The organism is Pseudomonas sp. RL_5y_Pfl2_69 (assembly GCF_963970465.1).
Lineage (GTDB): Bacteria > Pseudomonadota > Gammaproteobacteria > Pseudomonadales > Pseudomonadaceae > Aquipseudomonas.
The window spans coordinates 62,993-88,002 of the sequence record NZ_CAXAOU010000015.1 but is presented as its reverse complement, the minus strand read 5'-3'; the positions used below and the strand labels follow the sequence as shown (position 1 = coordinate 88,002).

The 25,010-nt window shown below is 50.1% G+C and carries 24 protein-coding genes; 8 read left to right on the top strand and 16 right to left on the bottom strand.

Features of this window, described 5'->3' with window-relative positions; genetic code table 11:
* The first annotated feature begins 17 nt into the window (after nucleotides 1-17).
* On the top strand, nucleotides 18-272 hold the full coding sequence (locus AACY07_RS21755; protein WP_339477520.1) for a hypothetical protein: 255 nt from the start codon (nucleotides 18-20) through the stop codon (nucleotides 270-272).
* An 81-nt stretch (nucleotides 273-353) separates the two neighbouring features.
* On the opposite strand, the gene AACY07_RS21750 is transcribed toward AACY07_RS21755, so the two are convergent.
* Entirely contained in the window at nucleotides 354-2,285 is a 1,932-nt protein-coding gene (locus AACY07_RS21750) for an acyltransferase family protein (protein ID WP_339477519.1), read from the bottom strand.
* A 410-nt stretch (nucleotides 2,286-2,695) separates the two neighbouring features.
* Here AACY07_RS21750 and AACY07_RS21745 point away from each other — a divergent pair, with 410 nt between their 5' ends.
* The gene (locus AACY07_RS21745; protein ID WP_339477518.1) at nucleotides 2,696-3,229 is read left to right on the top strand and encodes a glycoside hydrolase family 19 protein; all 534 of its coding nucleotides are present in this window, start codon (nucleotides 2,696-2,698) and stop codon (nucleotides 3,227-3,229) included.
* Nucleotides 3,226-3,741 carry a lysis system i-spanin subunit Rz gene (locus AACY07_RS21740; RefSeq protein WP_339477516.1) on the top strand — a complete coding sequence of 172 codons (516 nt, stop codon included), beginning with the start codon at nucleotides 3,226-3,228 and terminating at the stop codon, nucleotides 3,739-3,741. The genes AACY07_RS21745 and AACY07_RS21740 overlap by 4 nt, the downstream gene beginning before the upstream one ends.
* Nucleotides 3,742-3,744: 3 nt before the next feature.
* Here AACY07_RS21740 and AACY07_RS21735 read toward each other — a convergent pair whose 3' ends face one another.
* The gene (locus AACY07_RS21735) at nucleotides 3,745-4,182 is read right to left on the bottom strand and encodes a hypothetical protein (RefSeq protein WP_339477513.1); all 438 of its coding nucleotides are present in this window, start codon (nucleotides 4,180-4,182) and stop codon (nucleotides 3,745-3,747) included.
* 207 nt (nucleotides 4,183-4,389) lie between these two features.
* Here AACY07_RS21735 and AACY07_RS21730 point away from each other — a divergent pair, with 207 nt between their 5' ends.
* Together AACY07_RS21730 and AACY07_RS21725 are read left to right on the top strand one after the other, a co-directional pair.
* Nucleotides 4,390-4,680 (top strand): hypothetical protein, encoded by a 291-nt coding sequence (locus tag AACY07_RS21730; protein WP_339477511.1) that lies wholly within the window; start codon nucleotides 4,390-4,392, stop codon nucleotides 4,678-4,680.
* A 325-nt stretch (nucleotides 4,681-5,005) separates the two neighbouring features.
* On the top strand, nucleotides 5,006-5,911 hold the full coding sequence (locus tag AACY07_RS21725) for a hypothetical protein (protein WP_339477510.1): 906 nt from the start codon (nucleotides 5,006-5,008) through the stop codon (nucleotides 5,909-5,911).
* Between the two features lie 393 nt (nucleotides 5,912-6,304).
* Here AACY07_RS21725 and AACY07_RS21720 read toward each other — a convergent pair whose 3' ends face one another.
* From AACY07_RS21720 to AACY07_RS21710, 3 genes are all read right to left on the bottom strand, one after another.
* The gene (locus tag AACY07_RS21720; protein WP_339477508.1) at nucleotides 6,305-7,684 is read right to left on the bottom strand and encodes a hypothetical protein; all 1,380 of its coding nucleotides are present in this window, start codon (nucleotides 7,682-7,684) and stop codon (nucleotides 6,305-6,307) included.
* 1,123 nt (nucleotides 7,685-8,807) lie between these two features.
* A complete protein-coding gene (locus AACY07_RS21715) occupies nucleotides 8,808-9,476 on the bottom strand; it encodes a DUF3313 domain-containing protein (RefSeq protein WP_339477506.1) in 669 nt (222 codons plus the stop codon).
* A gap of 46 nt (nucleotides 9,477-9,522) precedes the next feature.
* Nucleotides 9,523-9,807: a hypothetical protein gene (locus tag AACY07_RS21710; protein ID WP_339477503.1), complete on the bottom strand. Its 285-nt coding sequence runs from the start codon at nucleotides 9,805-9,807 to the stop codon at nucleotides 9,523-9,525.
* A gap of 163 nt (nucleotides 9,808-9,970) precedes the next feature.
* On the opposite strand from AACY07_RS21710, the gene AACY07_RS21705 reads away from it, so the two are divergent.
* From AACY07_RS21705 to AACY07_RS21695, 3 genes are all read left to right on the top strand, one after another.
* Nucleotides 9,971-10,681 carry a response regulator gene (locus tag AACY07_RS21705; RefSeq protein ID WP_133078338.1) on the top strand — a complete coding sequence of 237 codons (711 nt, stop codon included), beginning with the start codon at nucleotides 9,971-9,973 and terminating at the stop codon, nucleotides 10,679-10,681.
* The gene (locus AACY07_RS21700) at nucleotides 10,678-12,027 is read left to right on the top strand and encodes an ATP-binding protein (protein WP_339477500.1); all 1,350 of its coding nucleotides are present in this window, start codon (nucleotides 10,678-10,680) and stop codon (nucleotides 12,025-12,027) included. Before AACY07_RS21705 ends, AACY07_RS21700 begins: the two co-directional genes overlap by 4 nt.
* A gap of 503 nt (nucleotides 12,028-12,530) precedes the next feature.
* Nucleotides 12,531-13,241: a serine protease gene (locus tag AACY07_RS21695; protein WP_339477498.1), complete on the top strand. Its 711-nt coding sequence runs from the start codon at nucleotides 12,531-12,533 to the stop codon at nucleotides 13,239-13,241.
* Between the two features lie 222 nt (nucleotides 13,242-13,463).
* Here AACY07_RS21695 and AACY07_RS21690 read toward each other — a convergent pair whose 3' ends face one another.
* The 11 genes from AACY07_RS21690 to AACY07_RS21640 all read right to left on the bottom strand — a co-directional run bounded on the left by AACY07_RS21690 (nucleotide 13,464) and on the right by AACY07_RS21640 (nucleotide 25,005).
* Nucleotides 13,464-14,108 (bottom strand): T3SS effector cysteine hydrolase SpvD family protein, encoded by a 645-nt coding sequence (locus tag AACY07_RS21690; protein WP_339477495.1) that lies wholly within the window; start codon nucleotides 14,106-14,108, stop codon nucleotides 13,464-13,466.
* 230 nt (nucleotides 14,109-14,338) lie between these two features.
* Nucleotides 14,339-15,040, bottom strand: coding sequence for a DarT1-associated NADAR antitoxin family protein (locus tag AACY07_RS21685; RefSeq protein ID WP_339477492.1), 702 nt, complete (start codon nucleotides 15,038-15,040; stop codon nucleotides 14,339-14,341).
* Nucleotides 15,040-16,653: a DarT ssDNA thymidine ADP-ribosyltransferase family protein gene (locus AACY07_RS21680; protein WP_339477489.1), complete on the bottom strand. Its 1,614-nt coding sequence runs from the start codon at nucleotides 16,651-16,653 to the stop codon at nucleotides 15,040-15,042. The genes AACY07_RS21685 and AACY07_RS21680 overlap by 1 nt, the downstream gene beginning before the upstream one ends.
* Before the next feature lie 101 nt (nucleotides 16,654-16,754).
* Entirely contained in the window at nucleotides 16,755-17,357 is a 603-nt protein-coding gene (locus AACY07_RS21675; RefSeq protein ID WP_339477487.1) for a hypothetical protein, read from the bottom strand.
* Nucleotides 17,358-17,815: 458 nt separating this feature from the next.
* Entirely contained in the window at nucleotides 17,816-19,132 is a 1,317-nt protein-coding gene (locus AACY07_RS21670) for an undecaprenyl-phosphate glucose phosphotransferase (RefSeq protein ID WP_254925343.1), read from the bottom strand.
* Nucleotides 19,133-19,469: 337 nt separating this feature from the next.
* Nucleotides 19,470-20,090, bottom strand: a complete 621-nt coding sequence (locus AACY07_RS21665) for a helix-turn-helix domain-containing protein (protein WP_339477483.1) — start codon at nucleotides 20,088-20,090, stop codon at nucleotides 19,470-19,472.
* 97 nt (nucleotides 20,091-20,187) lie between these two features.
* Nucleotides 20,188-20,934 carry a winged helix-turn-helix domain-containing protein gene (locus tag AACY07_RS21660; RefSeq protein WP_339477481.1) on the bottom strand — a complete coding sequence of 249 codons (747 nt, stop codon included), beginning with the start codon at nucleotides 20,932-20,934 and terminating at the stop codon, nucleotides 20,188-20,190.
* Between the two features lie 177 nt (nucleotides 20,935-21,111).
* Complete coding sequence (locus AACY07_RS21655; RefSeq protein ID WP_339477479.1) at nucleotides 21,112-21,480, bottom strand: VanZ family protein; 369 nt, start codon at nucleotides 21,478-21,480, stop codon at nucleotides 21,112-21,114.
* Nucleotides 21,477-23,570 carry a YjbH domain-containing protein gene (locus AACY07_RS21650; protein WP_339477477.1) on the bottom strand — a complete coding sequence of 698 codons (2,094 nt, stop codon included), beginning with the start codon at nucleotides 23,568-23,570 and terminating at the stop codon, nucleotides 21,477-21,479. Before AACY07_RS21650 ends, AACY07_RS21655 begins: the two co-directional genes overlap by 4 nt.
* Nucleotides 23,567-24,349, bottom strand: a complete 783-nt coding sequence (locus AACY07_RS21645; protein ID WP_445261395.1) for a capsule biosynthesis GfcC family protein — start codon at nucleotides 24,347-24,349, stop codon at nucleotides 23,567-23,569. The genes AACY07_RS21650 and AACY07_RS21645 overlap by 4 nt, the downstream gene beginning before the upstream one ends.
* Complete coding sequence (locus AACY07_RS21640) at nucleotides 24,346-25,005, bottom strand: YjbF family lipoprotein (RefSeq protein ID WP_339477475.1); 660 nt, start codon at nucleotides 25,003-25,005, stop codon at nucleotides 24,346-24,348. The genes AACY07_RS21645 and AACY07_RS21640 overlap by 4 nt, the downstream gene beginning before the upstream one ends.
* Nucleotides 25,006-25,010 lie beyond the last annotated feature (5 nt).

The following is a 25,010-nucleotide window of genomic DNA, read 5'->3' as shown; positions in this document are numbered from 1 at the left end:
AACTTTGAGGATTATTCATGGCACTTAAAATTGATTCGGATTTCAAAGGAATACCAGTTCCATCTGCCTATGTAACCGTTGTTAGACCTTCAATTTCATTGAATAAGAGATATATAAACTTTGATATTTGGTACAGGGCTGAAGCGAGCCAAGAACCATTTATGAGTAGTCTCGATACGGCACCGTACAACTTGGATGGCGAGAATGTTTACATTCAGGCGTACACATATTTAAAGTCCTTGCCAGCCTTTGAGGGAGCGTTAGATTGCTGATCCGCTCTTTACTATGATCGGTGCCAGTTCCGTCACGCCGCGAGCGAGGTGACGGAACTGGCCTGATAGGCTGAACAGGGTTTACAGGCTCTGGAATACCTCATTGAACATGGGTACAAGATATTTGTTGCCGTGCTCGCTCAGGTGGTCGGTGTCAAAGTAAAGGGGAAAATTATCTTTTTCGCCATAACAGTATTGGTCGTCGCAAAGGTAGGGTAGGGGATCAAGGATTTTTGCTCCACATTGTTTGACTGCCTCATCTTGTGCGTCCCAAACCTTTTTATTTGCTTGAAAGTAGTCCTCTTTGCTAATTCTAATGGGATCTACTTTTTTATCGAAAATCATTGCCCTGCTCAACGTGTTTGGTACGTTCACCTTCATGCCTGGAATTGGACGGTTTATATATACCGTGCGGCCATTCTTGGTGTAGTTGCAAACGGTTTCCACCAGCGATTTAGAATATTCATCATTCTGAAACAGCTTGATCCATGAAGTGTTGATTATAAGGAGTGGTATATCTGTCGGGATATCAGCTATTTTGTCGTTGATCAGTTCGTTGTAGTTCTTGCATTTGTCCTTTGCTTGGTCCGCGTTGTTCAGGGTTGGGCAGCCATGAGCGCCGCCGTAGTAAATAAAACCGCGCTGGTTTTGAATGGCGGAAGCCTCTAGGGCACTGGCGATTGCTTCGCTATGGCTATCACCTGCCAGAATCAGGTTCGTCTTCTGCTCCCCAAATATACAGCCAGGTATGCTGTTGTTGTAGAGCCGGTACCTGCATTCATATGCTTTTGAGTTTCGGTTGTTTGCTTCAGCCGCTACTAAATTTATCTTTTTAGGAATTCGGTTTCCGTGATCTGAAACTATTATTATTCCTAAGCAGGCAATCAATAGCGAGCATGCTATACCAATACTCCTAGCCTGTATGGTTGGTTTCTTTTTAACTAGGTAGTGGTGAGTTGGCCGCTCGACAAAATGATATGACAAATGGGCGAACAAAAAGCTGAGAGCGATGCCAGCAACTTTCCATACGGTGCTATCGATAATGTTTAAAAAATACAAGCTGACCATTATAGGCCAGTGCCACAAATACATGGAGTAAGATCGGTCGCCTACCCATTGCGCAAAATAATTAGATGTTAGCCTTGAGGTTGATGTGTTGCTAAGAAGAATGAGCGCAGCACCAAGCACAGGGAGCAGCGCCCAGCCTGATGGCCAAGGAAACTTGTTAGTTAAGATAACAATTGAGGCTATTAAGAAGCAAAATCCTGCCCATAGAAATGGTTTTTTGAAGCTGTGTAATGATGGGAAGTCTCTACCCGCTAGGAAGACTAAACCGCCAAAGCATAACTCCCAAGCTCGAGTGGGGAGTAGGTAAAATGCTGCCTGAGGTTGCCATTTCGATACTGCGATGCTTAGAAGTAAAGACAAAGCGGTCAATGACATAAGACCAAGATATATGGTTTTCTTATGTGGCTTGATTTTCCATAGAATGGTCAGGAAAATAGGAAATAGAATATAAAAGTGCGCCTCTACTGCTAAAGACCATGTGTGCAACAGCCACTTTTCGTGTGCGCCAGTTCCAAAATAGTCAGCCTCTCTCCAAAAGTAAAAATTGGATATTGATAGGGTTGAATATATAGATTGTGTGGCTAGCAATTTATAGTCTTGGTCTGGTAAAAAGAACCATCCAACTACAAGTAGGACTATGATTACTGTTAGTAGTGCGGGAAGGATGCGCCGCGCACGATCCAGATAGAATTTTGAAATTGAAAAAGTATTCGCATCTAGGCCTTTGGTTATTATTGCCGTCATCAGGAAGCCGGATATTACAAAAAAAACATCGACTCCAACAAATCCCGCTTCAAGACCAGGTATTTTGAAGTGATATAGCAACACAGCCAGAACAGCCCAAGCCCTTAACCCATTAATATCTTTGCGATATGGGATCTTTGGCTTGGTCTCGTTTTTGCGTTGTATTGACTCATTTGGATACGATTTAGAAAGGTCGTTCACGAATACTTACCCTGATTTTTCACAAAGAGGTTAACGCCGCAGTCGGAATTTCTGCATGCTCAGATCGCTCGAAAAGACACCAGAGTCACCTCGAAACCAATAGAGGCTTGCTCGGTAAAGTGCCCTCATTCGAGTACATCCATATCCTCTGATTTTCTTGTAGGCCCATCCCCATCCCCGGTACTTGATATTTTTGTTAGGCGACAGACTCATTCGAAAGCCTTAAGTGTTTGTATTTTTCGGGATCATAGCAAAATGCCCCTATCAAAAATTGGCAAATTTATAACCTTTCAGTCTTTAGGGGCTATCTAAGGTGCGCGGTCCCCATAGAGTGGGCCGATTATTCCGCCCGAATTATCGTAGAGCCGCTCGTGCCCCTGCTCATGCGGATTTTTTTTCTGGAGAAACTCATGCCCATCACCACGCAGCAACTGCTGCAGATCCTCCCGAACGCCGGCCAATCAGCCGGCGTTTTTGTGTCCGCACTAAACACGGCCATGAACCACTACCAGATCGTTGGTTTGAAGCGCGTGGCGGCATTCATAGCCCAGATCGGTCATGAGTCTGGCCAGCTCAAGTATGTGAAAGAGATCTGGGGCCCAACCAAAGCACAGGCTCGTTATGAGCGCAGGGCAGACCTGGGCAATACCGTGGCGGGGGACGGCTCCAAGTACCGTGGACGGGGCCTGATCCAGATCACCGGCCGTGCCAACTACGCTGCGTGCGGTGAGGCTCTGGCACTCGACCTGATCAATCACCCGGAGTTGCTGGAGAAACCGCAGCACGCCTGTATGTCGGCGGCTTGGTTCTGGGCGAGCAGGGGGCTGAATACGCTGGCCGATTCCGGGAAGTTCGACGCCATCACTCAGCGCATCAATGGTGGCCAGACCGGCGCGGCAGATCGTCAGGCGCTGTATGTCCGGTCGCAGAAGGTGCTGGCGTGAAGCTCGATGCTGTGAAGTGGGGCGGGGCATTGCTGCTGATGCTCGCCCTAATGGCGGGCAGCGCCCGGGCCGCATGGGTGTGGCAGGCCAACGCCTACGGCCAGCAACTGGCCGCCAAGGAAACGACACACCAAACCACGCTCACCCAACTGGCCAATGCCAACTCCGCGCTAATTCTGGCTGAGCAGGGCAAGCGCCTCGCCCTAGAGCAATGGTTGGCAGCCAGCGACCAATCCCATTACAGAGCCCTGACCGATGAGAAAACTAAACAAGCACGCCTGCGCGATCGCCTTGCTACTGCTGACCTGCGGTTGTCAGTCCACCTCGACGCAGCCGCAACTGGTTGTGACGGAGTGCAAGCCACCACCTGCGCCGGCGGCCTGGTTCATGGAGCCACACGAGCCCAACTTGACCCAGCGCATGCTCAACGAATTATCGGAATCACCAGCGACGGCGATCAGGGACTGATCGCACTGCAGGCGTGTCAGAGCTATGTACGCCTGCTTAAGTAATGACTAGGCGCTAACCGGCACTAGCGCTACAAGCAGTTCAGTGCTGCCTGGGTAGTCGTCGCGATAACGGGCCGACATATTATTTTCATCGAGGTTAAACCACGGGTCCATCCACCCCTCTGGCGTCATTAGCATGTAATGCTCATCGATGTATTTTTCTTGATCTCCGAAACAAGCAATTGTGCCCATGGGAATTTTGGCTAAATCTGGATACCAATCGGCGATTACTTTCACACCAGATTTATAGAGAGCAATTGCAATGTGGTGAAGTTCGAGACCGGGTCCTGGACCTGGCCTATCTTGACCTTCATTGATCGATAAGCCCTTAATTTTCTCCACCCGCTTCTTTGCCTCCTCATACGAAACTCCCAAAAGGGAGGCGACGCATGCTGCTCCGCAGCCCCATTCATCTTGTTGAGACACAAGCACATATTTATTCATGATCAGCTCCTTAGGATCCGACAAAATTGAGAGAGGCGTTTGAGGCATCAGCGTGGATTATACGTGCTTCTCTCGACTAATTTGCGCGAGGCAATCTTGCGTGTGGTCGATCATCAAGATGAGGTCAGCTGTCTTTCCGGCCGAGCGGCGCTTTATCCATGCGCTCCGAGCTGGTAAAAATACTGTTTATTAATACAGTTATTTGCAATGACTCCTTACGTAGAAGACCCGCTTGCAGAATGGCAGGCTGCGAGCAAGCAGCGCTTTGACTTGGTCACTGACCCTGAGGGGTATTGGCGCAAGCTTGTTGATCTGGCGATGCTCGCATATGAGCGGCACCAGGTGCGCAGTGATGAGCTATCTGAAATGCTCGAGCTTGCTGACGCAGCTAGGCTTTGGGGATTAGTTGAGTGGGAGGAGGCTGACGGCGTCGGGCTATTTCTGGATCATTTTAATGATCCCGACGATGTTTCTTTTTTCGCAAAAAGGGATAGGTGAACTTTGGCAGGAGGCCGGGTAAGGGAGAATAGTGCGTCGGGGGAAATTCGGGGAATAGCTCATTATGGTAGAGCATCGTGGGGCGTCGTTGCAGCGAGCGCTAGATGCAAAGCCCTGATTTAATTGGGCTTTTAGGAGCTATGCAAGCATGGGGTGCTAGAGCGTTATATTTCAAGATCAAGATCAAGATCAAGATCAAGATCAATAGCACTCGGCGCTTTGGGTGATAGTTGCACACTAATGATTCTATTTTGCCATCATACTGCAGTATGGTACCACCCTAGAGAGAAAAACACTTTTTTCCTCAATGAGGGGGTAATTTTCTGTGCAAGAAGTCTTGAGGTTGGAAGCGTTTCCACATTCCACATTGGTAAAAGATGCAGAGGAGATGGCCAGACAGGGAAGGGAGTCTGTAGAGTGGCTTCGAACTCTAGGGGTGTCGAAGCCAGCAGATCGTTATCACAGCTATTTACGGGCTATTGAATCCTTTGGGGAGCTTAAGGGTGATGAGTCTGCGATCATAAAAAATTTTGATAGCTTCGTTAATGCTAATGCTGAATTGTATGAGTTAAATAGAGTTCGCACCACTCTCCTGAAAGTAGACTCTCAAAGTTATTTGGATACGCTCAAGCGTATTTCACAGGGGCAGCCATTTCGGCATCATGCTGAAAGCGATCCAGGACGAGATTATCTTTTCGAGATGTCAATTGCATCTCGCTTGCTAAATGCTGGTCATGAGGTGGATCTGAACCAGATAGCAGACGTTGTCGCACAAGTAAATGGACGAAGAATTTACATTGAAGCAAAGCGAATAAAATCATCTGGAAAGCTTGCCTCCAGAGTTTCTGAGGCTAATAAGCAACTGAAGAAAAGATTAGCTCAAGATTCCTCAAGTACTTCGCGGGGGATTGTAGCGGTAAACATTACGGATGTGATAAGTCCCGATGGTGCAACTGTAGTTATCCATAAAGAAAATCTTATACGTGATCAGCATTCAGAAGTTTTTAATGGTTTTATTACTGATAACCCAAAGCTTTTCCATAAAGGAGAGCACACGAAGTGTCTTGGTGCGTTCATCGAATCGAGCTGGCAAGGTTTGATTTCAGACAGTGAAACGGAGCCAAAGCTTTTTTTCTGTCGTGGAGCTACTTTCAAGTTGTATCGTGTCAGTCAATCAGAGGATATTTTTGTAAGGGGCTTTATTCCTAACCTGGCCAATCAATTATATTAAGGCTGTGGCTTAGTAACTCTAGTTGAAGTGGAGCGCTTGGAGGATAGGCTGGCCATGTTTGTGAAAAATGGATTGTATCTGATCGGCAGGACGACGAAGGAAGAGTGAAAAGCAGTTTTAGCGGAGTTAATTGACGTTAAGCTGTCCACGTCTAAATTGCATTAATGAATCAGCGTATCGGCCAACAGCATAGCGCATCTGATGAGGTGCGCACTACGGTAAATCCAGAAAGCGAAAGGGGCGCAGTAGTGGATCTAGATAAACAGTCAAAAAGCTTAAAGCCCTGAGTCCCTAATTAAATAAGGGCTTCAGGGTGTTTCTGGTGCGACAAACTTAATTAATCACTACTTACCTATTTGTGTCAGACCTTTTCAAGGTGTAAATGGAGCACTTTTATGTCTGCATGCTCTTGTTGGTTGGTGTAAGAGCTGTATGGGTTTTGTTGTCTATAACAAGCTCAAAAATTGGAATGTATTTATGGTCTTCGTCTAGCTTGCCGATATGTATGTCAAGGCGTCCAGAAAGTTTTATGCTGTAGTTCTCAAGGATTTCTAAAAAACTCGTAGGCGTATTTTCTGAGTTGGGGCCTGATATAACGACAACTAGGTGTACTCGAGTTAAGTTGTTATTTCTCAGGTAATCGCCCCATATTGCTGTGAGTTTTGATAGTGTTTTAATAATGGTGTATCGGAGTGTGGGTATATTTGCTATTTTGATTTCGACTCCTATTGAATCTTCGCCTTTAGTTGCAATGAAATCAAAAGGTATGTCTTTGTCTTGAGATTTTAAGTAGTAGCCTGACTCTATGTAGTGCTCGCCAACCGCCTTCTCGCTAAAATAGCCTCTGGCAGTAATGGAGTCTGGCTGGTAAAAGTTTATTATTTGTTCGCGATCTTCTTCGTTTATATTTATCTCGCTAAGTTTTTCGGTAGCTTTGCTAATTATTTCTTTGATTGAAGAGGTGAGTCCTTTGATCGTCTCATACTCGTTTTTTTTAATGCTGCGATTATGTGCAACTTTGTTTCGCAGTCTATAAAGTAATTCCCATTTTTTTGCTAGGCTGGTGTCTTTTTCTTCGATTATAGATGAGAAATATTTTTCCCAGTTTGATTTGGGTATGTATTTTAGTATTTTTTCGTTGTCTTCTTGAGTGAATTTTGTTATTAGAAGAATCCTATCTAGATCGTCCAGGCTTATATCTCTTTTTTTCTTGAATAGAACATCGCTTAGTTGGATGAAGTCAAGTTTTTGAAGGTCATCTGTATATGGGTCTTCCTCTTCAAAATTTTCTATTTGCGAGAATAATTCGGGATGCATAGCGTCTTTTGACCATTTCATACCCACAGTGATTAGCATAAAACGGGCTATGAGTCTTCGCATCAGATTTTCGATTTCATTGATGAGCGGATAAGCACGCTTTGCATAGGTGCTACCTACATCATCCCAAAGAGTGTTAATCGTGCACTTCCCCGGGGATATTCGTTCTGCAATACTCCTCAGACGGTCGATTAGCTCAGAAAATTCATCAATGAGGCTTGCATTTTCACACTCAACAATAACTAAGAAGAAACGTTCATTAATCGACTTGACTTTGTTGGTTTGAATATTGAGTTCGGCACTCACTAGATCCGGATCATGTGTTGATCTTCTGTAACTAATTTTTTTTTGTGCAATAGTTATTAGTGAATCAATTTTTAGAAAGTCGCTGAAAGACTTGGCAGTATTGCAAAATGTATCATCGCCTGATATTAATATAAGAAGTTCTATTTTCAAGGCTAGTACTCATGACATATTGATGAGAGGTTTGGTTTTTGGGCAATCGAACATCGCTCTTAGATAGTTAACTATCAAACTTTCAGCGTGATGTCAAAATGATTCTCGTGCATTCGGTGTTATATGTAATGAAAAATAGAGGAAGAGAAGTTATTTGAACCCGTCACCGAGGGAGTGTTGAAGCCGCTTGATCGGGTTCCATGCCATTAGTGTTATGTCTGCAGGTGGGTGGTGGGCCAGGAGGGTCTGGTGATTTTTCGAGTTATTTTGCCAATCACGGTTAAGCACTGCTGGGCATCGTTGCAGTGAGCGCCAAGGGCGAAGCCTTGAATTTAGAGGCCTGTAGAGATACAAGTTTGAATGGGGTGCTAGGTGGGTAGGTACATTGCGCTGGGTATTATTCAACCAGCAGAGCGCTGTAACATTGATGATTTTTTGGGTCCATAACCTAAGACCGAGCCTAGGCGGAATGCGGCCTGCAAGTCATGGGAAATATCCTACTAATGGAACACCAAATGGCCTACAGGCTACGGTTATAAAGGACTTCAGACCCGGCTTGCAAATCCGCCCACGCCGGTTCGATTCCGGCTTCGGCCTCCACATTCGAAAGCCCCGTAGATCAAGGTCTACGGGGTTTTTTATTGCCTGCGATTTGAGGATCAGTTCCGCAATTTTTTGGATCAGTTCCGCAACCTGGCTTTTTCGGTGAGTGGATGGAGTGCTTTGCGAGGTGTTTTGCTTTCCCTTGAAAGTGGGCATGCGGGTTTGCCCCAATGCCTCTATCCAGCCAAAAGCCTGAATGCTGTTGCTGCCACGACTGGAACTTGCCCATTCCCAAGGGCTTTAGCGCTGTCCACCCGATGGGCCACCCCATCAGCGACCCGACATTGTGGATAAGTGGTAGGGCCCGATCCTGAACTGGCTTGAAGAGTCGCAAATCGGCGAGACCACAGCGGTAGCGACGGGTTGACCCGCGCGCTGCAGGCCAGTCAGGCCTACGCGATAGCGGTTTCACATTGAGCAGGCTATTTAGTACGTTCATTTGCTATCTAAGGGTGGCGAATTCCCTGGCGGCTGCCGAACTCCAAGGGACATACAGTGTTGCGCGCCCACGTATGAGTACTTATTTCCCGCCGGATGAATATGCCTGCCGCATATCGAAGGCCCAGCCATCGAGCACCGGCTTGAAATCATCCAGGGTCATGACCTGCTTATTATTGTCCAGTGGCCGGCCAGTCTCTTTGCGCACTATTTGCGCCACAACGTCTTGGTCGACGGCATCCAGAACAGCCACTTCGGTAGTGATTTCACTGTCCTGGTCGCGGATGCCGGTAGCAGTGCTGACGCCAGCAGCAAGCAGTGTTACGGGAAGCCACTCATAAAATCGCAAGCTCTGCGTCCTGGCCGCGACAGAGATGATGGAGGACCTGATGATTAGTGTGTCGGGGCCAGGGGTTTCGACGACAGTCATGACTTTGCCCAGTTCGTGTTTGAGGGCGGTATCGTAGTAATGGGTTACGGCCGAAAGCGTTGATTGCGGAGCGCGTTCGGTCGGTAGCATTTCTGGATAGAAAAGACTCGGTTCGATATACACACGGGTGTAAGGGTGGGTATGCAGTGTCGGACTCACCCAAGCCAGCACCTTTTTTCCGGATGGAAGCTTTTTTTTCGTCAGTTGGCTGTAGTCATGCAAGAAGCCCGAATACTCTTCGGGTCTGATGGTTTGGCTGGTACAAGCAGTGAGTGAAATGGTTAGGGTCGCCACTAGCGGTAGCGAGATACTTCTTCCCATTTTTTGCGTTCCTGAATCGATTTTAAATTAATGGTACTTGCAGCGCTCAGATGCCCGGGCGGCTCTCTGAGTCCTCGATGTTCAGTACGCCATTAGCCATGATCCATTGGGTGAATTGGCAGACTGGCACCGAGTAGGAGTACTCCACCCATTGGCCGCTTCCGGGACTGTAGTGCTCGATGTAACGGATCAGGACGATACGTTCACGATCGCTTGAAAGTGTCATGCGCGACTCTTGAAAAAGTACTGGATCGTTGTTCCAGGCCTTGCTGGTGAGCTGCTTCAGGATCAAAGCGTCGGTGCATGTGTCTTTGCTGCTCAGTGTCTGCATGGAGGGCGCTCCGGAATAGATTGCGCGCAGCTTGCCTGAGTGTTTTTGCCTGAAGATGTCTGATTTATGTCCGCAAAGTAGAAATGTTTCACGATTGAAATAAATGACCGTCACGCCAGAATAGTTTTAGATACCTTCCTTTTTGCGCCATGGATCACTGAATGTGAGCAGGTTACTGATCGTCGACGACGATGTGGAAATCCTATTGCTGTTAGAGAAGTTCTTTCTCATGCATGCCTATGAAGTGGAGCTGGCCACCGATGGCAAAGCCATGTGGGCGGCAATCGACCGCAATCGTCCGGACCTCATCATTCTCGATCTGATGCTTGCGGGTGAGGGTGGTTTAAGCCTGTGTCAAAAGTTGAGGCTCAATACTCGTATTCCGGTGGTAATGCTGACCGCTATGGGCGAATTGAGTGACCGTATTGTCGGACTGGAGTTGGGTGCCGATGACTACCTGACCAAGCCTTTCGACCCTAGAGAGTTACTTGCCCGGTTACGCGCGGTGCTGCGCCGCGCCAATGATCCTGTACACCCGCGTATCGAAGACGCACGGCTGGTTATCCGCTTCGCTGGCTGGCATCTGGACGTTACGCGCCGCGAACTGCGTTCGTCCGCAGATGTAATGATTCCGCTCTCTGGCGGTGAATTCGATCTACTGGTGGTCTTTCTTGAGCACCCTGAACGTATCCTTACCCGTGAGCAATTGATCGATCTGACGCGTGGGCAGAATCATGAAGCCTTTGATCGAAGCATTGACGTGCAAGTCAGCCGCCTGCGACGAAAAATAGAGCCAGACAGCAAACGTCCAGATCTGATTCGTACCGTGCGAAATGGTGGGTATATGTTCAACGCCAAGGTGACGCGGACGTGATCCGCCTGATTCCGCACATAGATACGCTTCGACGCCGGATTGCATTGACCATAGTCGCGGCGATGCTGTCCTCGCTCGTACTCTATGCCCTGTTTGTTCAGGTCGCCGGGGTCTGGGCCAAACCCCCGGTGGATCAGATCGGGTTGCTGGACCAGGTCGCTGCTACTACGCGAGTCATCCAGGCGGCCCCCCCGGCAATGCGTGCGCAGTTGGCGGGCGCAGCGAGCAATCCGACACTTGAGGTGCAATGGCGCGAGCGCCGAAGCGGCTTCGAACTGCCTGTGTCTGGTACCTTGTTAGGCCCTGACAGCGCGCCGGTTTTGCGTGAGTTACTGGGGGAGACACATCACAAAATTGAAGTCTTGCAGCCCGCCAATTGGCCCGCGGATAGCCCGCAAGCTCGCTATGTCATGTTGGTACAACTGAGCGACGATAGCTGGTTGTCGTTTACGCCACCGCAACGCAGTTGGGGAGTGAGTGCCGCGCTGCGTTTTGCCATCGTCATTGCCCTCGGCCTGGTTGCGACTTGGTTGGTCGCCTGGTTCGCCACACGCCAACTGGCTAACCCACTGCAACGCTTCACCAGCGCTGCACAACGCTTTGGTGGGGACCTGCACGCTCCTCCCATTGATATCGAAGGGCCGTACGAAATTCGCCAAGCGATCATTGCTTACAACACCATGCAGGCGAAAATTCAGCAGTTCATCGCCGAACGCACGCACATGCTAGCGTCGATCTCGCACGACCTGCGCGCGCCTCTCACACGTGTACGGCTTCGTTGTGAGTTTATTGAAGACATTGAGCAGCAACGCAAGCTGATCCGTGACACTGATGAAATGCAATCGATGATCAACTCGGCTCTGGGTTTTTTTTGCGACGAGGCACTACAGGAACAAGCCACCAGTTTTGATCTCTCAGAGCTGCTGCAAACCGTGATCGATGATTACAGTGATCAGGGTATCGTCGTCGATTTTGCAGGCCCGCCCCATCTGGTGTTTTTCGGTCGCCCGGTAGGTATTAAAAGGATCACTGCTAATTTGCTGGAAAATGCCGTGAAGTATGCGCAGCTGCCGTGCATACAATTGAGCAGTGACACGTGCTCGGTCCGCATCGAGGTGAGCGATAAAGGGCCAGGGATTCCTGAAACGGAGCTGGAAAACGTTTTTGCCCCATTCGTCCGACTTGAACCCTCTCGTAACCGTAACTCCGGTGGCGTTGGCCTGGGCTTGTCCTCGGCTCGGGCCATGGCACGCCAGCACGGGGGAGAGTTGCTGTTGAGAAACCGCTGTGGCGGCGGGCTCGTTGCACAAGTTGAGTTGCCCCATGCGTTCTTGAGTCGGCTTTAGTTAGGTTGATACCTTGAAGGCATAACCAATCCGTAACAGTGGAAATCACCAGCGCCCGCTTCGGGACTCAAATTTCACGTAGCAGTGTGCAAAAAAGGCGTTTTAACCAGTCAATGACCAGGCTGTTTGGGCGAACCGACTTTTTCAGCAGGATCGGCCAATAGCGGCCCGTCACTAAAGGCAGCTATTGGCCAAAAGCGGCCGATCAAACATATCAACGAATCAAGGTGCATTTCAGAGCCCCCAAGCACGGCCCCAACATGAGCATCGGTTGATTGGGCTCTAGTTCGATCTCGCAAGCTCCCTCGCATAGCCTGGCGTCGACACCGAGAGCGAGCAACTTTTCAGATAGCCCCGGGTGAATTTAGACATTCATATTGTTAAAACTCGACTATAAGTAATGCAGCGACAACTAAAGCAGATGATTCAGGCGCTATCCCAACGCTGTCAAAATACTGACAATAGCACTCGACTACATGATTTCTAAGAGCCGATATTTTATAATGATCAAGATGATTAGTATTGTGCTATTAGCACTTTCCACTGCAGGATGCAACGGCTTCGTAAAACCCGATTTGTCGGGACAATTTAATGACACATACTTTGTAGTCTACTCAGGCTTTCCGGCACCGTTTCTATATACGGCCTCGGCAGTGCAGTGGAACGATGAATACGCCGTAACGACCCGGCATACTCCATTCTTGCCCGATATTGCATACTCCTGCAGTACAGGCTGTGACCTGGCCTTCATCAAGCACAAAGCAGACGGTACTTACCCTACATGGCGAGCGCCGTGTCTGGGTGAAGACATAACGGCCGTGGGCGTAAGCCCCTATATGATGACGACCACGGGCAAGGGTAAGGTGTATCAAACGCCCTTCCTCAATGTAAAAGAAAATAGCGGTGATCTTTATGGTATCCACGATGCCCCAGTGATTAAAGGGATGTCGGGTGGGCCGGTCATCGGCGTTGACGGAAGTGTGGTAGGTATCAATGAAGGCTACTACTCGGTGACGCCACACGATATACCTGCTCAGACCGATTTAAGAGGTGCTGAGAGGGTGAGTATCTTTGTCCCTTACTCCATTATTGCGCGTGAGTGGAGATTGTTCCAGGCTCAGCTTAATCACGACACTCGCCCGATAGGGCCGACCCCGAAAACTGATTTCTGCCCTGAGTTGGGTTTGAAACCGCTGAATATAAGAGCCAAATAAATAATGAAATTATTGACCGGCTGCAAACACTGCTTGGGTTAGTGTGTTCTTATAAATGTTCAGGGCTGAAATTTCAGTGAGCAGTTGACGAGCTTTCAGACCCGGCGCTCTTCTTTTTGGGCTGCGCCGGGCGGAGTTCTTGACAGCCCATGAGTATGGGGGCGTTGATCATTTCTGGTACAACCTTGGATGTTAGGTGGCTCAGCTCGAACATTTGCTGAATTACGTGCAGGAGCGAACGGTAAAGATCGCGCCCAAGGGGAAATGGTGCTCAAACGTTGCTCTGTCCGGGGTGGTGTTGGACGTTTTCCAGGCATCTAGATATTGAACATAGGGTTTGTTGTTTGAGTCCAGTAACACAACAGCATTGAAGTCATGACCACTCTCGCCAATGAGGGGAACTCTGTAGTTCTGTGCGCCGACAATACAGGATTTATTGCCGTTGATATCGAACCTTCTAAGGACTTCGTTATTGACTTCCTCGAGCAAGTACAGGTTACGGGAAGGATTGAGTGCCTTTCCGAAAATAACCTTCGCCACGATATCGGGGTCCATGCCCATATAAGGCGATGTCGTATTTTTGGCACTAAGAAGGGAGGCGCCTTTCTCTATGTTGTAATGAACACAGGCTGCCAGCAGCGCACAATTGGCCGAGTAATGCAGTGTTGTAAAGTTCACAAACTCAGCAATACGCGTCAGATCACTGAGGCTCAGTTGTTCTGGTAATGACTGCGCGCGGGATTCAACATGCAAGGATTGCCTGATCCTTAATACATCGCGAGTATCATTATCCTCAACCATTCTTTCTACAAATCCGGAGAGCCTGTCAGGGTATCCGTCTCGCACAACACTGCTGAATTTTATCATTGAGGTATTCGACTCAAGACGGCTCTACACCAGAGGGGGCTAGAGTTCATCACACCTCAAGCAGCTTCGATACGCGTCAACGTAACCAAACGTTAAATCATCAGGGGGCGCACTGTTGATGGGCGATTCTCAGGCCCCCAAAGCCTGCAGGGAGCCTGGATTTCCGGATTGCTGGTTCGCGGCCTTGAATAGCTCGACCGCAGCCGTGCGCACGGAAGTCCCGGGCACACTCAGAACAGCTGACCTTGTGACACGTCATCCTGGCGTGCATTCACAACAGGCCTGGACGCCAGGTAACTTAGAAATGCCGCGGGTGATGCGGTGGCCTGTTCAAGGCAATTTCTTTTTTGCAGGGACACGAAAAGCGCAACCGAGTAGGCCTGGCAATTAATGGATTTTTGCGGGCTGAACTCAATGTCAGTGAATGCAGAGTATTCGGACAGTTGATCCGCCAGATCTCTTCGATATTTTAGGGCGCTGATGTACAGCCAGTCGTAAAAAGCAGTCTGCGGCTCCAGTGGCCATTGAACGTTCGCGAAGTCAAAGCCTGTGAGCCTTCCTGACAGGCGTAGCCGTTCGTCACGCTTTGCCTCACTGGAGGTCACTGCATAAATGTCGGTAAAAGGGCCGCCTTGTTCGAATACTTTGCTGCCCTGGAAGGCGCATTCGACACTCAAAGGGTGACCGAGCATCGAGCTATCAAAGGCAAGATTAAAAGCGCTGAGTGCAGCGCCGAGACGCTCAGGGGATTTTGTGGAGACCTCCAGCACTTTACCGATGCCTGGCAATGCATGTGCCGCCTGGTGAAGTGAGGTGATGGATTTTTGTTTCTGAGACACGGAGAGACCTGCAAACCACTGGAAGTCTACGATCTGAGTGCTCACGAGCGCTTGCCCGTCAGGGGCAGGGATAAAAACGGGTCTGCTGGCCATCAATAAGTCCATCCGGATTTGCGCGCGTAAGTTCGTGCGCCGAGAAAACCACGGCTTTCAGTGTGTATGTGCACAGGCTTGTCTGCTACGCAGCCTTTATACTTTTGCAGGCTGCTCGGGTCACTGAAAATCACACTGTTGATAAGCGTCGGCAGTAATGTGTCGAACACTAAGACTTCGGCTTGAACATCGGAGGGGTCCCATGGCAGAAGTCTGTTTTCTTCTCGAGAAGGCAAGTTGCTCTGGGGGCTGAACAGGTTGTCGAAAGCCGCGACCGTCTTCAGGTCTGCCAGTGGCTGTTGGCGAATACGGTTATCTGCCGCATTGTGATTACAGAACGCCGTATCCAGTGACCATAAAACGCAGCGATCAATCACCAGTACGGCCCAGCCTTGCTCGGGGCTCTTCCAGCGATAACTGGCGAACATCTTGTCGTTGGGATGGCCGATAGACAGGCTAGTGGCGTTTGGGTGTCCGTCGAGGCGCAGAGGGTCGTTAAACCTGAAGTCGATGTTCCGGTCGGTGAGGGTGGTGATGGGGCACAGACCATGCTGCATGATCGAAGGCAAATTCTCGACGCGTGTGAAATGAATCAGATAGGGCAGTTCAAGGGCGCGCACCCGTGTCTCCAGCTCTTGCTTGCGCAGGAATCCGGGAATGTATGCGGTGAGCCCGCGATTCTGTGTCTCCGGCTCCTGGAGGCCAGCACTTGATGCCTGAATCTTGCCCAGCACGGCCCCGAACGTAAGCCGCGCCAACGGTTTGTTGCCCTGCGCAGCTTTGCGGGAAATGCAGTCCCAGGTGTCATGCCCCCCCAGCTTGTACAGCTCATCACGCAGTGCAGTGCGAAGGGGGACGTTCGACCAGACCTGCTGAACGATATCGCTGAAAAACGTGTCACGTTCGTGTTGGAGCTGGCGTTTTTTTGCTCCTAAGGCGGTCGCCAGAGGGGGATCGCCAGCGACGAGTACGCAGGAAAAATCCGGAATCGCCCACACAGGTGAAAGCGCTGTCACGGCGACTGTTGTGCTGGATTCAAGCGCCTTTGTGAACTGGGCATGGGCTTGCTGGTAGTGCGCCCAGGCTTTCTCGCCATGTTCCTGGCGCCAGGCGTCCAGTTTCAAGGCGCTTTGCGCGCGCTCCAACGCTTTTTCAGTCCAGAGCTTCTCCGTGAAAATGACTGCTTCCAGTGAGGCAGTAGCCTTTTGGACGTCAAGACTCAAGGATACCGAGTCGCTGAAGGACGTAATGGCAGTGTTTAGCGAATCGAGGGAACGAAGAAAAGCGCCACCCGCAGGCGCGCTTTCAGCGGGCGTCAGTACTGCAGGCTTTAAAGCCAAAGTAGGGGGTTGAGGCGATGAATTGGAGGCTGAGGGCTTTTCACCGGTCGGTGCGATGGGGTGAGGCTCAACAGCGGTGTTTTTTTTCCGTTTAAGAAACCAATAGCATGCCCAGATGGTAATCAGCTGGAGCAGGATCAAACCGGGCATAAACGCATTCGCGAGTGTAAATACAGTCCATGCTGCACAGACAATAACCAATGACTTTTTGCCGAAGATACTCGCGAGGTAAATAGTGAAAATAATTAAAATCTGGAACGAGAGAATTACCATCCATTGTCCCCAATGAACTGTTTTAACTGAACTCGGCACCCGGACGTATTGGAAGGGTGTCGGCTGACGAAATAACAGCAGACGTTAAAACCTGGCACTGATCACTCGACAAATTCGCGTGCTGCCTCTCTGACAGCTGTCGGCTTTGTCGGCGGAGTTGGCTCCGGTTCTGGGGGTATCGCCTGGGTATAAAGCGATATATCCCCGGATTGCCATTTCTCAAGCTGGTTTATTTTGACCCTGACCCATAGCAAATAACTGAAGCACAAGACCGCGACAGCAACCCCAATTTGAATGCTGAGGGTTTCCAGCAGCGGTACGCCTTTTTGCGCATTGGCGCCGTACCAGGACAGCACTGGAATCGCCATCAACACCCATGTGGCAAACCAGGCCAGCAGACCGGCCAGCAGAGTCCTGGCAATCAATTTGATTGGGCTGCTGATTGAGCGATTGCGCAGCACTTTGTGCCCAGTGCCTGCAGGCTGTACGGCCGCAATGGTGAGCGCTTTATTGAAGCCAGGATCGTAATACCAGACTCGACTTTTTGTAGTGTTGTTGGCACCGGTCAGGTGGTGATAAATCTCATTGGACATTGCCAGGCGCTTGACTGTGCATCCATTAATGCGCGCACTGAACTCGTCACTGTGAAAGTCGATGGGTTTAAGGCCGGATATCAAACAGTCCGTATTGAAGAACTTAGGCACACAAAACATCCTGTTCGAGTGATGGCAAATTTATCGGATGATATCATATGGCCATATAGATTTTCTGTCGAGGATTTCAGGTTGTTTTGGTGTAAGGATGGTGGGTGCTAAGTTGGATATATATTGACGCCAATAAAATGGCTGCGGATAGGGGTGGCAGAAATATTTGTATGGGGATACGGAGGTTGCTGATTGTTGGGTGATGAATGCTGAGTTTGCGGAAGTTTGAATTTAGTATGTCGGAGGGAGGAAGAGGCGGGGACTTATAAGTCTAAAAAGAAAAACCGGAGGGGGTGATGCAGGTTGTTTAGTGTGTGAAGTTAGCTCTTGTGGGAGCGGGCTTGCTCGCGATGGAGCAACGCGGTTTGACTGTCTGACCGTGTCGCTTGCATCGCGAGCAAGCCCGCTCCCACAGTTACCCTTAACTAACTGACATCACCGGGGAGGGGGTTTTAGTGTTAGTAGATATCTTTTGAGATCAAGGTAAGCGGGGTCTTGATCATGATTTTGATATCGAGCCATAGCGACCAGTTGTTGATGTAGTCGAGGTCGATCTCAACCCGCTTCTGCATCTTCTCAATCGTGTCGGTCTCACCGCGACAACCGCTGATCTGTGCCAGGCCAGTAATACCGGGCTTGATACGGTGGCGTGCCATATAGGCGTGAATTTTTCCGGTGTAATAGTCGTTGTGAGCCACTGCGTGAGGGCGTGGGCCGACAAGTGCCATATCGCCATGTAGCACGTTGAACAGTTGTGGCAGTTCATCCAGCGAAGTGCGGCGAATAAAGCGGCCTACTGCAGTTACCCGTGAGTCATTGCGGCTGGCTTGTTTGACGTGCTTGTCGTCATGAACTTGCATGGAGCGAAACTTCCATACTTTGATGACCTTGCCGTTCCAGCCATGGCGATGCTGTTTGAACAGAATCGGACCGGGTGAAGAAAGCTTTACTGCCAGTGCGATCGCAGCCAGTAAGGGGCTCAGGCAAATAATGGCTGCCAGGGACAGCGAGCGTTCCATGAGTGCCTTGCTTATGGCAGCAGTTGGATAACTTGTCAGTGGGCTTTCATTCAGGTGGATGGCCGGGCGGCCACCAATTTCACTCACGGAGTGGTTCAACAGCATCATGCTGTCCAGGTCCGGCACCCAGACAACATCGACATTCAAGTCAAGCAGGTCGATGTAGAGCGCTTCAATTCGCTGGGCTTCTTGCAGGGACAAGGAGATGTAAAGCCTGCGTATATTGTGCTCGGCAATCAGTGAGCGCAACTGCGCCAGTTCGCCAACAATCAGCGGAGAGTTGGTCGAGTCTTCAAAGGGTGATGCGCTAACTACGCCAATCAGTGGGAAATGATTTTGTTGAATAAAACTGTCGGCCAGTTTTAGGGCAACACCATCGGAACCGATAATAAGGCTGTTGTAGTGGTGGTTGTTGCGTTGATGATAAAACTTGGAGAGGCGGTGCAGTATCAAATAGGGCGGGACCTGGATCAGGTAACCCAGCAACCCCCAGCTGATAAGGGTTTCGCGGGAAAAAAGTTCACCGGATTTTGTAATGAACCCAATGGTACTCAAGCAGGCCAGTGTCAGCATCCATCCAAAAAACAAACGGATAGAACCATTGAAGGCCTTGTGTCTTTTATAATAAACGTGAGTGATTGAATAAGCGGGTACGGAGACAAGTAAGGTTAGAATGGCCAGCATGCGATAATGGAAATCGATGGCGCCAAACTTGGTATAGACCATTGCGAATAACAATGCGATTACAAAGGTCATGGCAATCGACCACTGACCCCAAAAAGTAAGCCCTCTGGCCACGGTTTTACGATCTAGACGTGTATGTATCAAAGTAGCAGCCTTGTGATAAGTACTTGACTATGATGGGAGCTGCTGACGGGCTTGAGTCGCAGCACTATCTTCCATGTGCAGGCGTCGTGCAGCGCAATCACTGTAAAGGCGCACGAAACCCTAATGATAAAGGTTATCTGTCACAAGGGTTCGACGTTTTATAACAATGCTCCCAAGGGTGGAATTCAGTGGGATTAAAGAATATTGAGCACTTCGATGATGGCTATTTGATTATGCGCGGTCGCCTTCAGAGTGCGATGGCCTATCAGTCAATAATTTGTACATCTTGCACCAGGCAATAACCGCGATTGCGCACCGAGCGAAAAAGACGCTCGCCAAATGCGCCTTTGAATTTGCTCTGGAACCGACTCAGGCACATTTCCAGGCCGCAATAGCTGTGAGCGTTTTTATTGATACCGAGAATAAGTTCTTGTTTGCTGCATATGCGCTCATCGCTGCGAGACAGCGTCTGAACGAGCAGTGACTCAATGGCTGTAAGTTGTATGCAAGTCGAGTTGTTGCACAAATAGTGTGATGCCGAACAGAACAGCCAGACTTCAGGGCTGTTCGAGTATTGCACCGATGCTGAGCGGGTTGCTGGGCTGGCGGTAGCTTTAAGGGTGGGAATGGCACTGATTCCGGTAGGGGTGGGATGCTTTTTCAATAGATGAGGCTTCTTTGTCATCATCAAACTGCAGAGGTCGGTGGCGTACTTGTATTGGCTGGGTGCGCCGGGCTGTGCGTTTGACCAGCTCCCCGGAGTGAGGATATGGGGGGTGTGCCAACACGTATCATTGAATTCAATAGCTGCAGATCGAAGTCTTGTCTTGCTGTAATGGTCATTGACAGCATTTATGTTTCGCGAAAATCTAAGTGTTACCTTCATGCTTCAACGTCTCCATTCGTCGATATTCGTCTGATGCCAATTGGCGAACTACAGCTGTCTGCTGAGCAGCGCATGAAGCGACAGGTTGCAACAATAGTTATCCTGTGATTGTGCCCCGGCGAAGCCGATAACCGAACGCGCGAACACTGAATATCAATTCAAGTTTATAAGCTTTCTTAATCTTGGTTCTCAAGCGGCTAATGGTTTTTTCCAGCGCTCGAGGATCATAAAAAACGATATTGGGGTCCAGGGTTTTAGCAATGCTGTCTTGGCTCAGTACATGCTGTGGTGCCTGTATCAGGGCGTCGATAATTATCATTTCGGTATACGAGATTTCAAGTTTGCCCGTGGGGCTGCACAGCAACAGCCGTGTACGGTCAAGCGTGAGCTGGGCCGATGCCTTCCAGTGCGATTCTTCGATAGTGCGCGACAGGAGTGTCAGTTTTTCCTGCGGGTCGGCCGGTAACTTAATACAGTGATCAGCCCCTGCGAGGTAATAATTAATACTGGTAAATGATTTATTATGTGTAACCAATATGAAAATGCACGCAGCCTGATTAGTTTGGCGGATATGTTTTACCAACTCCAGGCTGTCGTTCATGTTATCCGGGATATCAACCTCAATAAAAACAGCTTTGACCAAGCTAAAGTCCCAGCTCAGGTTCGCGATGATATCGAAGGCGTGGATATGGCTCACATCGGCGGTGATAAGTTGATTGATATTGTCGACCAACGCTTTGCTTTGAACAAAATGAAGCGCATTTGGGGTCTGAATGTCGGTTTTGCATCCTGCGAAAAGCATATCACCTAACCCGAATACCAAGAGGCTGTAGGATTTTGCCATAGAAGCCTACACGAAAATCGACATTTTGTAACATTTGTCGCGCGAGGTGTTGTTTTTGCTGGTAATTCCCCAGGAGATGGTATCGAGGATCGATTTTTATGTTGATACGGGCAATACAAGCTTTAAATGATGGCTTTTAAACTGCTGGCTATCATGTCGCCGAGCTGTTTTCAATGTTTACTTGCCTTTGCGGGTGCAATACCAAGTCAGTAATAGCCCTGCGGCCACCCCAAGCGAGTTGGAAAGCGCATCGTAGACCGATGCGCTACGCAGGGGCTCAAGTTCTTGAGCGAGTTCGATCAGCACGCCCGTCAGCACGCAACCGAAGGCTATCCAGCGCAGTTTCACGTTCATAAACGCCAGGCTGCAGCTCAATGTCAGGGCGAAAAAACCGACAAAATGATGCAGTTTGTCTTCCTGGGTAAAATGCTGCGCAATAGGCTGGGAGCGTAACCCTGCGAACAGCAGGCCGGCGCACACTGCTAAAAAAGGCAGTGCGCGCAGCCAGAAGGGCAGGTCAACCAGGCGTTGAATCAATCGACTCACTCGGTGATCTTCTCAAAGTTCTCATAAAACGCATCGCGGTTGCGGCCGTCGGTCATCGTATGCAGCGAGTACTGGCGATGAAGCATTGCGCCACCGTCTCGTGTCAGCGGAGCCCATGCAATATTGGCGCGGTTCATGGTCGAGACGCTCATCATCTCGTCGAACGGAATCGAGATGTAAATCCCTTTGTCGAAGCTACCTTCGCCATATTCTTCTGATGAGGCAGTGGTACGAGTCACCCAGCCACCGAATTTCACGCCATTGGTAAACTCGCGTGAAATATCGATGGTTGTACCCCAGTCGCGTGCAAGATAGCGCCCCACACTGACTGCGGCATCCAGATCGAAAGGTAGTTTGGTGTAGGAGGTAACATGACCGGTCACGGTTCTGTAGTCGCGCAAACCAAAGCCCTGGTCAAAGGCTCGTTGTCGCACATAGTTTAAATCTGCACCGATGGACCAGCGCTCACCCATGGGGCGATACAGCACCTCGCCACCCACACCCGCATACATGGGTTCTAGATAGCCGCCGTAGACCATGCCAAACAGGTCCTGATCCAGGCGCTTGGCATGGTTAAGTTGCAAGGCTGGCATGGTCACTTCAGATGTAGTGACATACTGGCGCAAATCAGTACGCACCCGTGGCAGGTTGCTTGGAGCGTCATATTTGAACTTGTCGTAGTTGTTAAGCAGGTTGGCGCTGATACCACCGCTCGCCCAAGTTCTAGGTGTGAAGCGGTACTGGCCTTCAGCGTAAGCGCTTATCTGGTAAAGCAAGAATCCGTCGGGACCGCCCAGGTTTTGCTGGTAGCCCAAGCCAAAACCATAGGTGAATGGGTCTGGCTTTTGCTCATACAAGGTTTTTTCAACATGGGCCGTAGCGCGATTGACCTCTGTTGTGCGGTGCAGATCCACGAGATCTTGATCGTTGTTGATCACATTGCGGAAGGTTGAGCGGGGCACGCTCGTTTCTTCCACCGGCATGTCATAACGCTTGTTCACCAGGGTAAACCACTGGATCTCGTCATTGGCGTTATTGTCCAAAATCCGGCTAGCCCGACCCACGCCCTTGGCAGAGTAGAAGTATTTGGATTGTTCGCCATAGACCAAAAGCTCGGAATCTCGCTGGGCGATACGCTCGACTTTATAGCCGGCATTGCTTTCCAGTTTTTTCGACACCTCGGCCCACTCCACCTGGTCCAGCCCTACAGTTGGCGTATTGGTTGGCAATGGTTGGGCAGGCGGATCGTAGGTTTTGGCCGGTGCCTTGCGGCTGACAAAGTTGGTATGCAGAGTAATGCCGAACAACGCAGTGTTGCCGCGCTCCCAACCTGCGGTTAGATCAATATTTTCGTTAAGCTTGTAGACGGCACCGATGTTGATTGGCGAGTCTTGAGGCAGCATATTTCGGTCTGTATTGCTTTGATACTCACTCTTGTAATCGTTGCCGTCGTACTCAAGTTTCAAGCTAAGAGGGGACCACGGTGTTTGATAAGAAACCCCACCAAATAACGACGTCGGTCCTCGGAAGTATGAACTGGTATTGACGTCTCCTGCTCCCGTCTTTGCGGGGCGGGAGTCAAAACGATCATCGATGTAACCGAGTGGATTATCGAAGTCGCCACGATTGCCGATGTAGCCCCAGGCAATCCCAAGGCTAAAGTCCAAATTTTTATAACGTTTGTTGGCGACAAAGTATTCGCTGGAAAACAGGCCTGTACCGCCGACGTCCCTAAAGCCCAGAGCAATTTCAGGTATCCAATGGCTTTCTTGCCATAGTCGGGCTTTAACATCAACGGCTTTGTCCTTATAGCTTTGACTACCGCTAAATGACTCGGGCCCGTATTTTATATCGCTAATGGAGGTATAGCGAAACGTGCCCTCAAGCCAGTCAAGAGGCTGCAAAGAAAGGCTGTAGCGCGAGTATGGATCAGTGCGGTTGGCGTTGAGACTCAATTCGCCCGCAGGGGCCATACGTGCCGTCGGAGTCTGCAGCAAGCCAACGCCACCAAAATCATTTTGGGTATAGCGCGGCTCGGCTTGTACCAGGCTGCAAGGCAGTAATACGACAGCAGCAAAACGTAACTTCAAGGGGCAACCTCGGCCAGCGGTTGAGTGGCTAGAAACTGGGCCAGCTGCTCATTCAAATCGGGTGTGGGCAAATCGGCATTGTCATTGCGTACGGGCACCAAAATAGTGCTGCCAGCTACCGCATGTACTCCGTCCTGGCGATTCCAGGCAGCGATTGCCACGCGCTGGTAACGGCCATCAGGGTTAATTAGCCACAAAAAATCCGCCTCGGCTTCGGGCAGGCGCTGGCAATTGTCGAGGTAATCGCGCGCCTCTTGCTGGGCGTGGTAAGGCAGGGTGCAAGGTTGTTGCACCGCCCCCAGTACCGTAACGGTATCGGTCCGCATCGGATAAATCAGTTTGTCGCCATCGCTAAGCGCATAGTTGCGTGCAAAGCCTACTTCCAGCGCAACGGGGTCAAGTACCGCCACCTTGCGCCCCGTCACCGGCAGGCGACTAATCTGATCAAACAAGCGTGCGGCCAGTGCAGCGAGGGCTTCATTGTTGTTCAGCAACGCGCCACGCTGCAGCATTTTAAGGTCAAACAACACTCCGACCTTGAGCCGGATCTGCTGCTCAACCAGAGGTGTGTGCAGCCATGCGGCAGCTATCCAATAGCTTTCAGGGTCAGGTTGGGCCTGGTTAATGGCATCCAGCAGGCGAATCCCGGGTGTAAAACCCAGGGTTCCTGGCTTGAGAACATCACCACTCACCGTTATGGCCGCCTGGCTCTCGGTGGTCGCACTCAATATAGAAAGGCTCAGCAACAGACAAGCACTCAGTTTCTTCAAGTGGCTCACCGGGTTGCCTCCCAGTCTGGACGCAGATGCACAATCGTCAACGCAAGCTCCGGTGTCAGGTATTGTTCGCTTTGTATCACCTGGCCATCGCCAGGCCTGATCCAGAAGTGATTGGTTGCGCTAAAACCCAGTGCCGGGATCTCGAATTTCTCATCAATGCGCTGCAGCACATGGGGCTGGTTGAGAATGGTCACGGTTTCCAGGCCTTTGCGGCGGAAACGACTGTTGACAGCCAACCCTACCTGCTCACCTTTATAGATGTCGATCCAGCGCGTACTGGTGTCACCATCGACGACGTGCTGCAAGCCACGCTTGAAAGGTGAATCACCGTCAAAACGGGTGCCATCCAGGCTGGGCTCAAGCCCGACCGAACGTACGACCAGACCGTCGCGTATCAACAGCACCTGCTTGCCTGATGCAACCCAGAACTGCAGATCACCCTGTTGACGCAGCTTGGCCATAACCCCTTCGCTGGAAGGGGTCGTGACCAGTATTTGCGCATACGGCACAGCCGCAACGTCTGCCGCTGTCAGTTGCAGCGGCTCGGCGTTTTGGACGGCAGCCTTGAAGGTATCGATGGAGCCTTTCATCAGCGGGCTGCAGCCACACAGCAGCAGGCACGCGACCAAGCATGAGCGGTTACGAAGAGTTTTCAAAACGG

Coding starts and splice junctions, on each gene's coding strand:
- AACY07_RS21665 (WP_339477483.1), bottom strand. CDS start 20,090: ATGAAGGTAACACTTAGATTTTCGCGAAACATAAATGCTGTCAATGAC.
- AACY07_RS21755 (WP_339477520.1), top strand. CDS start 18: ATGGCACTTAAAATTGATTCGGATTTCAAAGGAATACCAGTTCCATCT.
- AACY07_RS21685 (WP_339477492.1), bottom strand. CDS start 15,040: ATGGCCAGCAGACCCGTTTTTATCCCTGCCCCTGACGGGCAAGCGCTC.
- AACY07_RS21690 (WP_339477495.1), bottom strand. CDS start 14,108: ATGATAAAATTCAGCAGTGTTGTGCGAGACGGATACCCTGACAGGCTC.
- AACY07_RS21695 (WP_339477498.1), top strand. CDS start 12,531: ATGATCAAGATGATTAGTATTGTGCTATTAGCACTTTCCACTGCAGGA.
- AACY07_RS21660 (WP_339477481.1), bottom strand. CDS start 20,934: ATGGCAAAATCCTACAGCCTCTTGGTATTCGGGTTAGGTGATATGCTT.
- AACY07_RS21710 (WP_339477503.1), bottom strand. CDS start 9,807: ATGCAGACACTGAGCAGCAAAGACACATGCACCGACGCTTTGATCCTG.
- AACY07_RS21745 (WP_339477518.1), top strand. CDS start 2,696: ATGCCCATCACCACGCAGCAACTGCTGCAGATCCTCCCGAACGCCGGC.
- AACY07_RS21715 (WP_339477506.1), bottom strand. CDS start 9,476: ATGGGAAGAAGTATCTCGCTACCGCTAGTGGCGACCCTAACCATTTCA.
- AACY07_RS21670 (WP_254925343.1), bottom strand. CDS start 19,132: ATGACCTTTGTAATCGCATTGTTATTCGCAATGGTCTATACCAAGTTT.
- AACY07_RS21680 (WP_339477489.1), bottom strand. CDS start 16,653: ATGGTAATTCTCTCGTTCCAGATTTTAATTATTTTCACTATTTACCTC.
- AACY07_RS21730 (WP_339477511.1), top strand. CDS start 4,390: ATGACTCCTTACGTAGAAGACCCGCTTGCAGAATGGCAGGCTGCGAGC.
- AACY07_RS21735 (WP_339477513.1), bottom strand. CDS start 4,182: ATGAATAAATATGTGCTTGTGTCTCAACAAGATGAATGGGGCTGCGGA.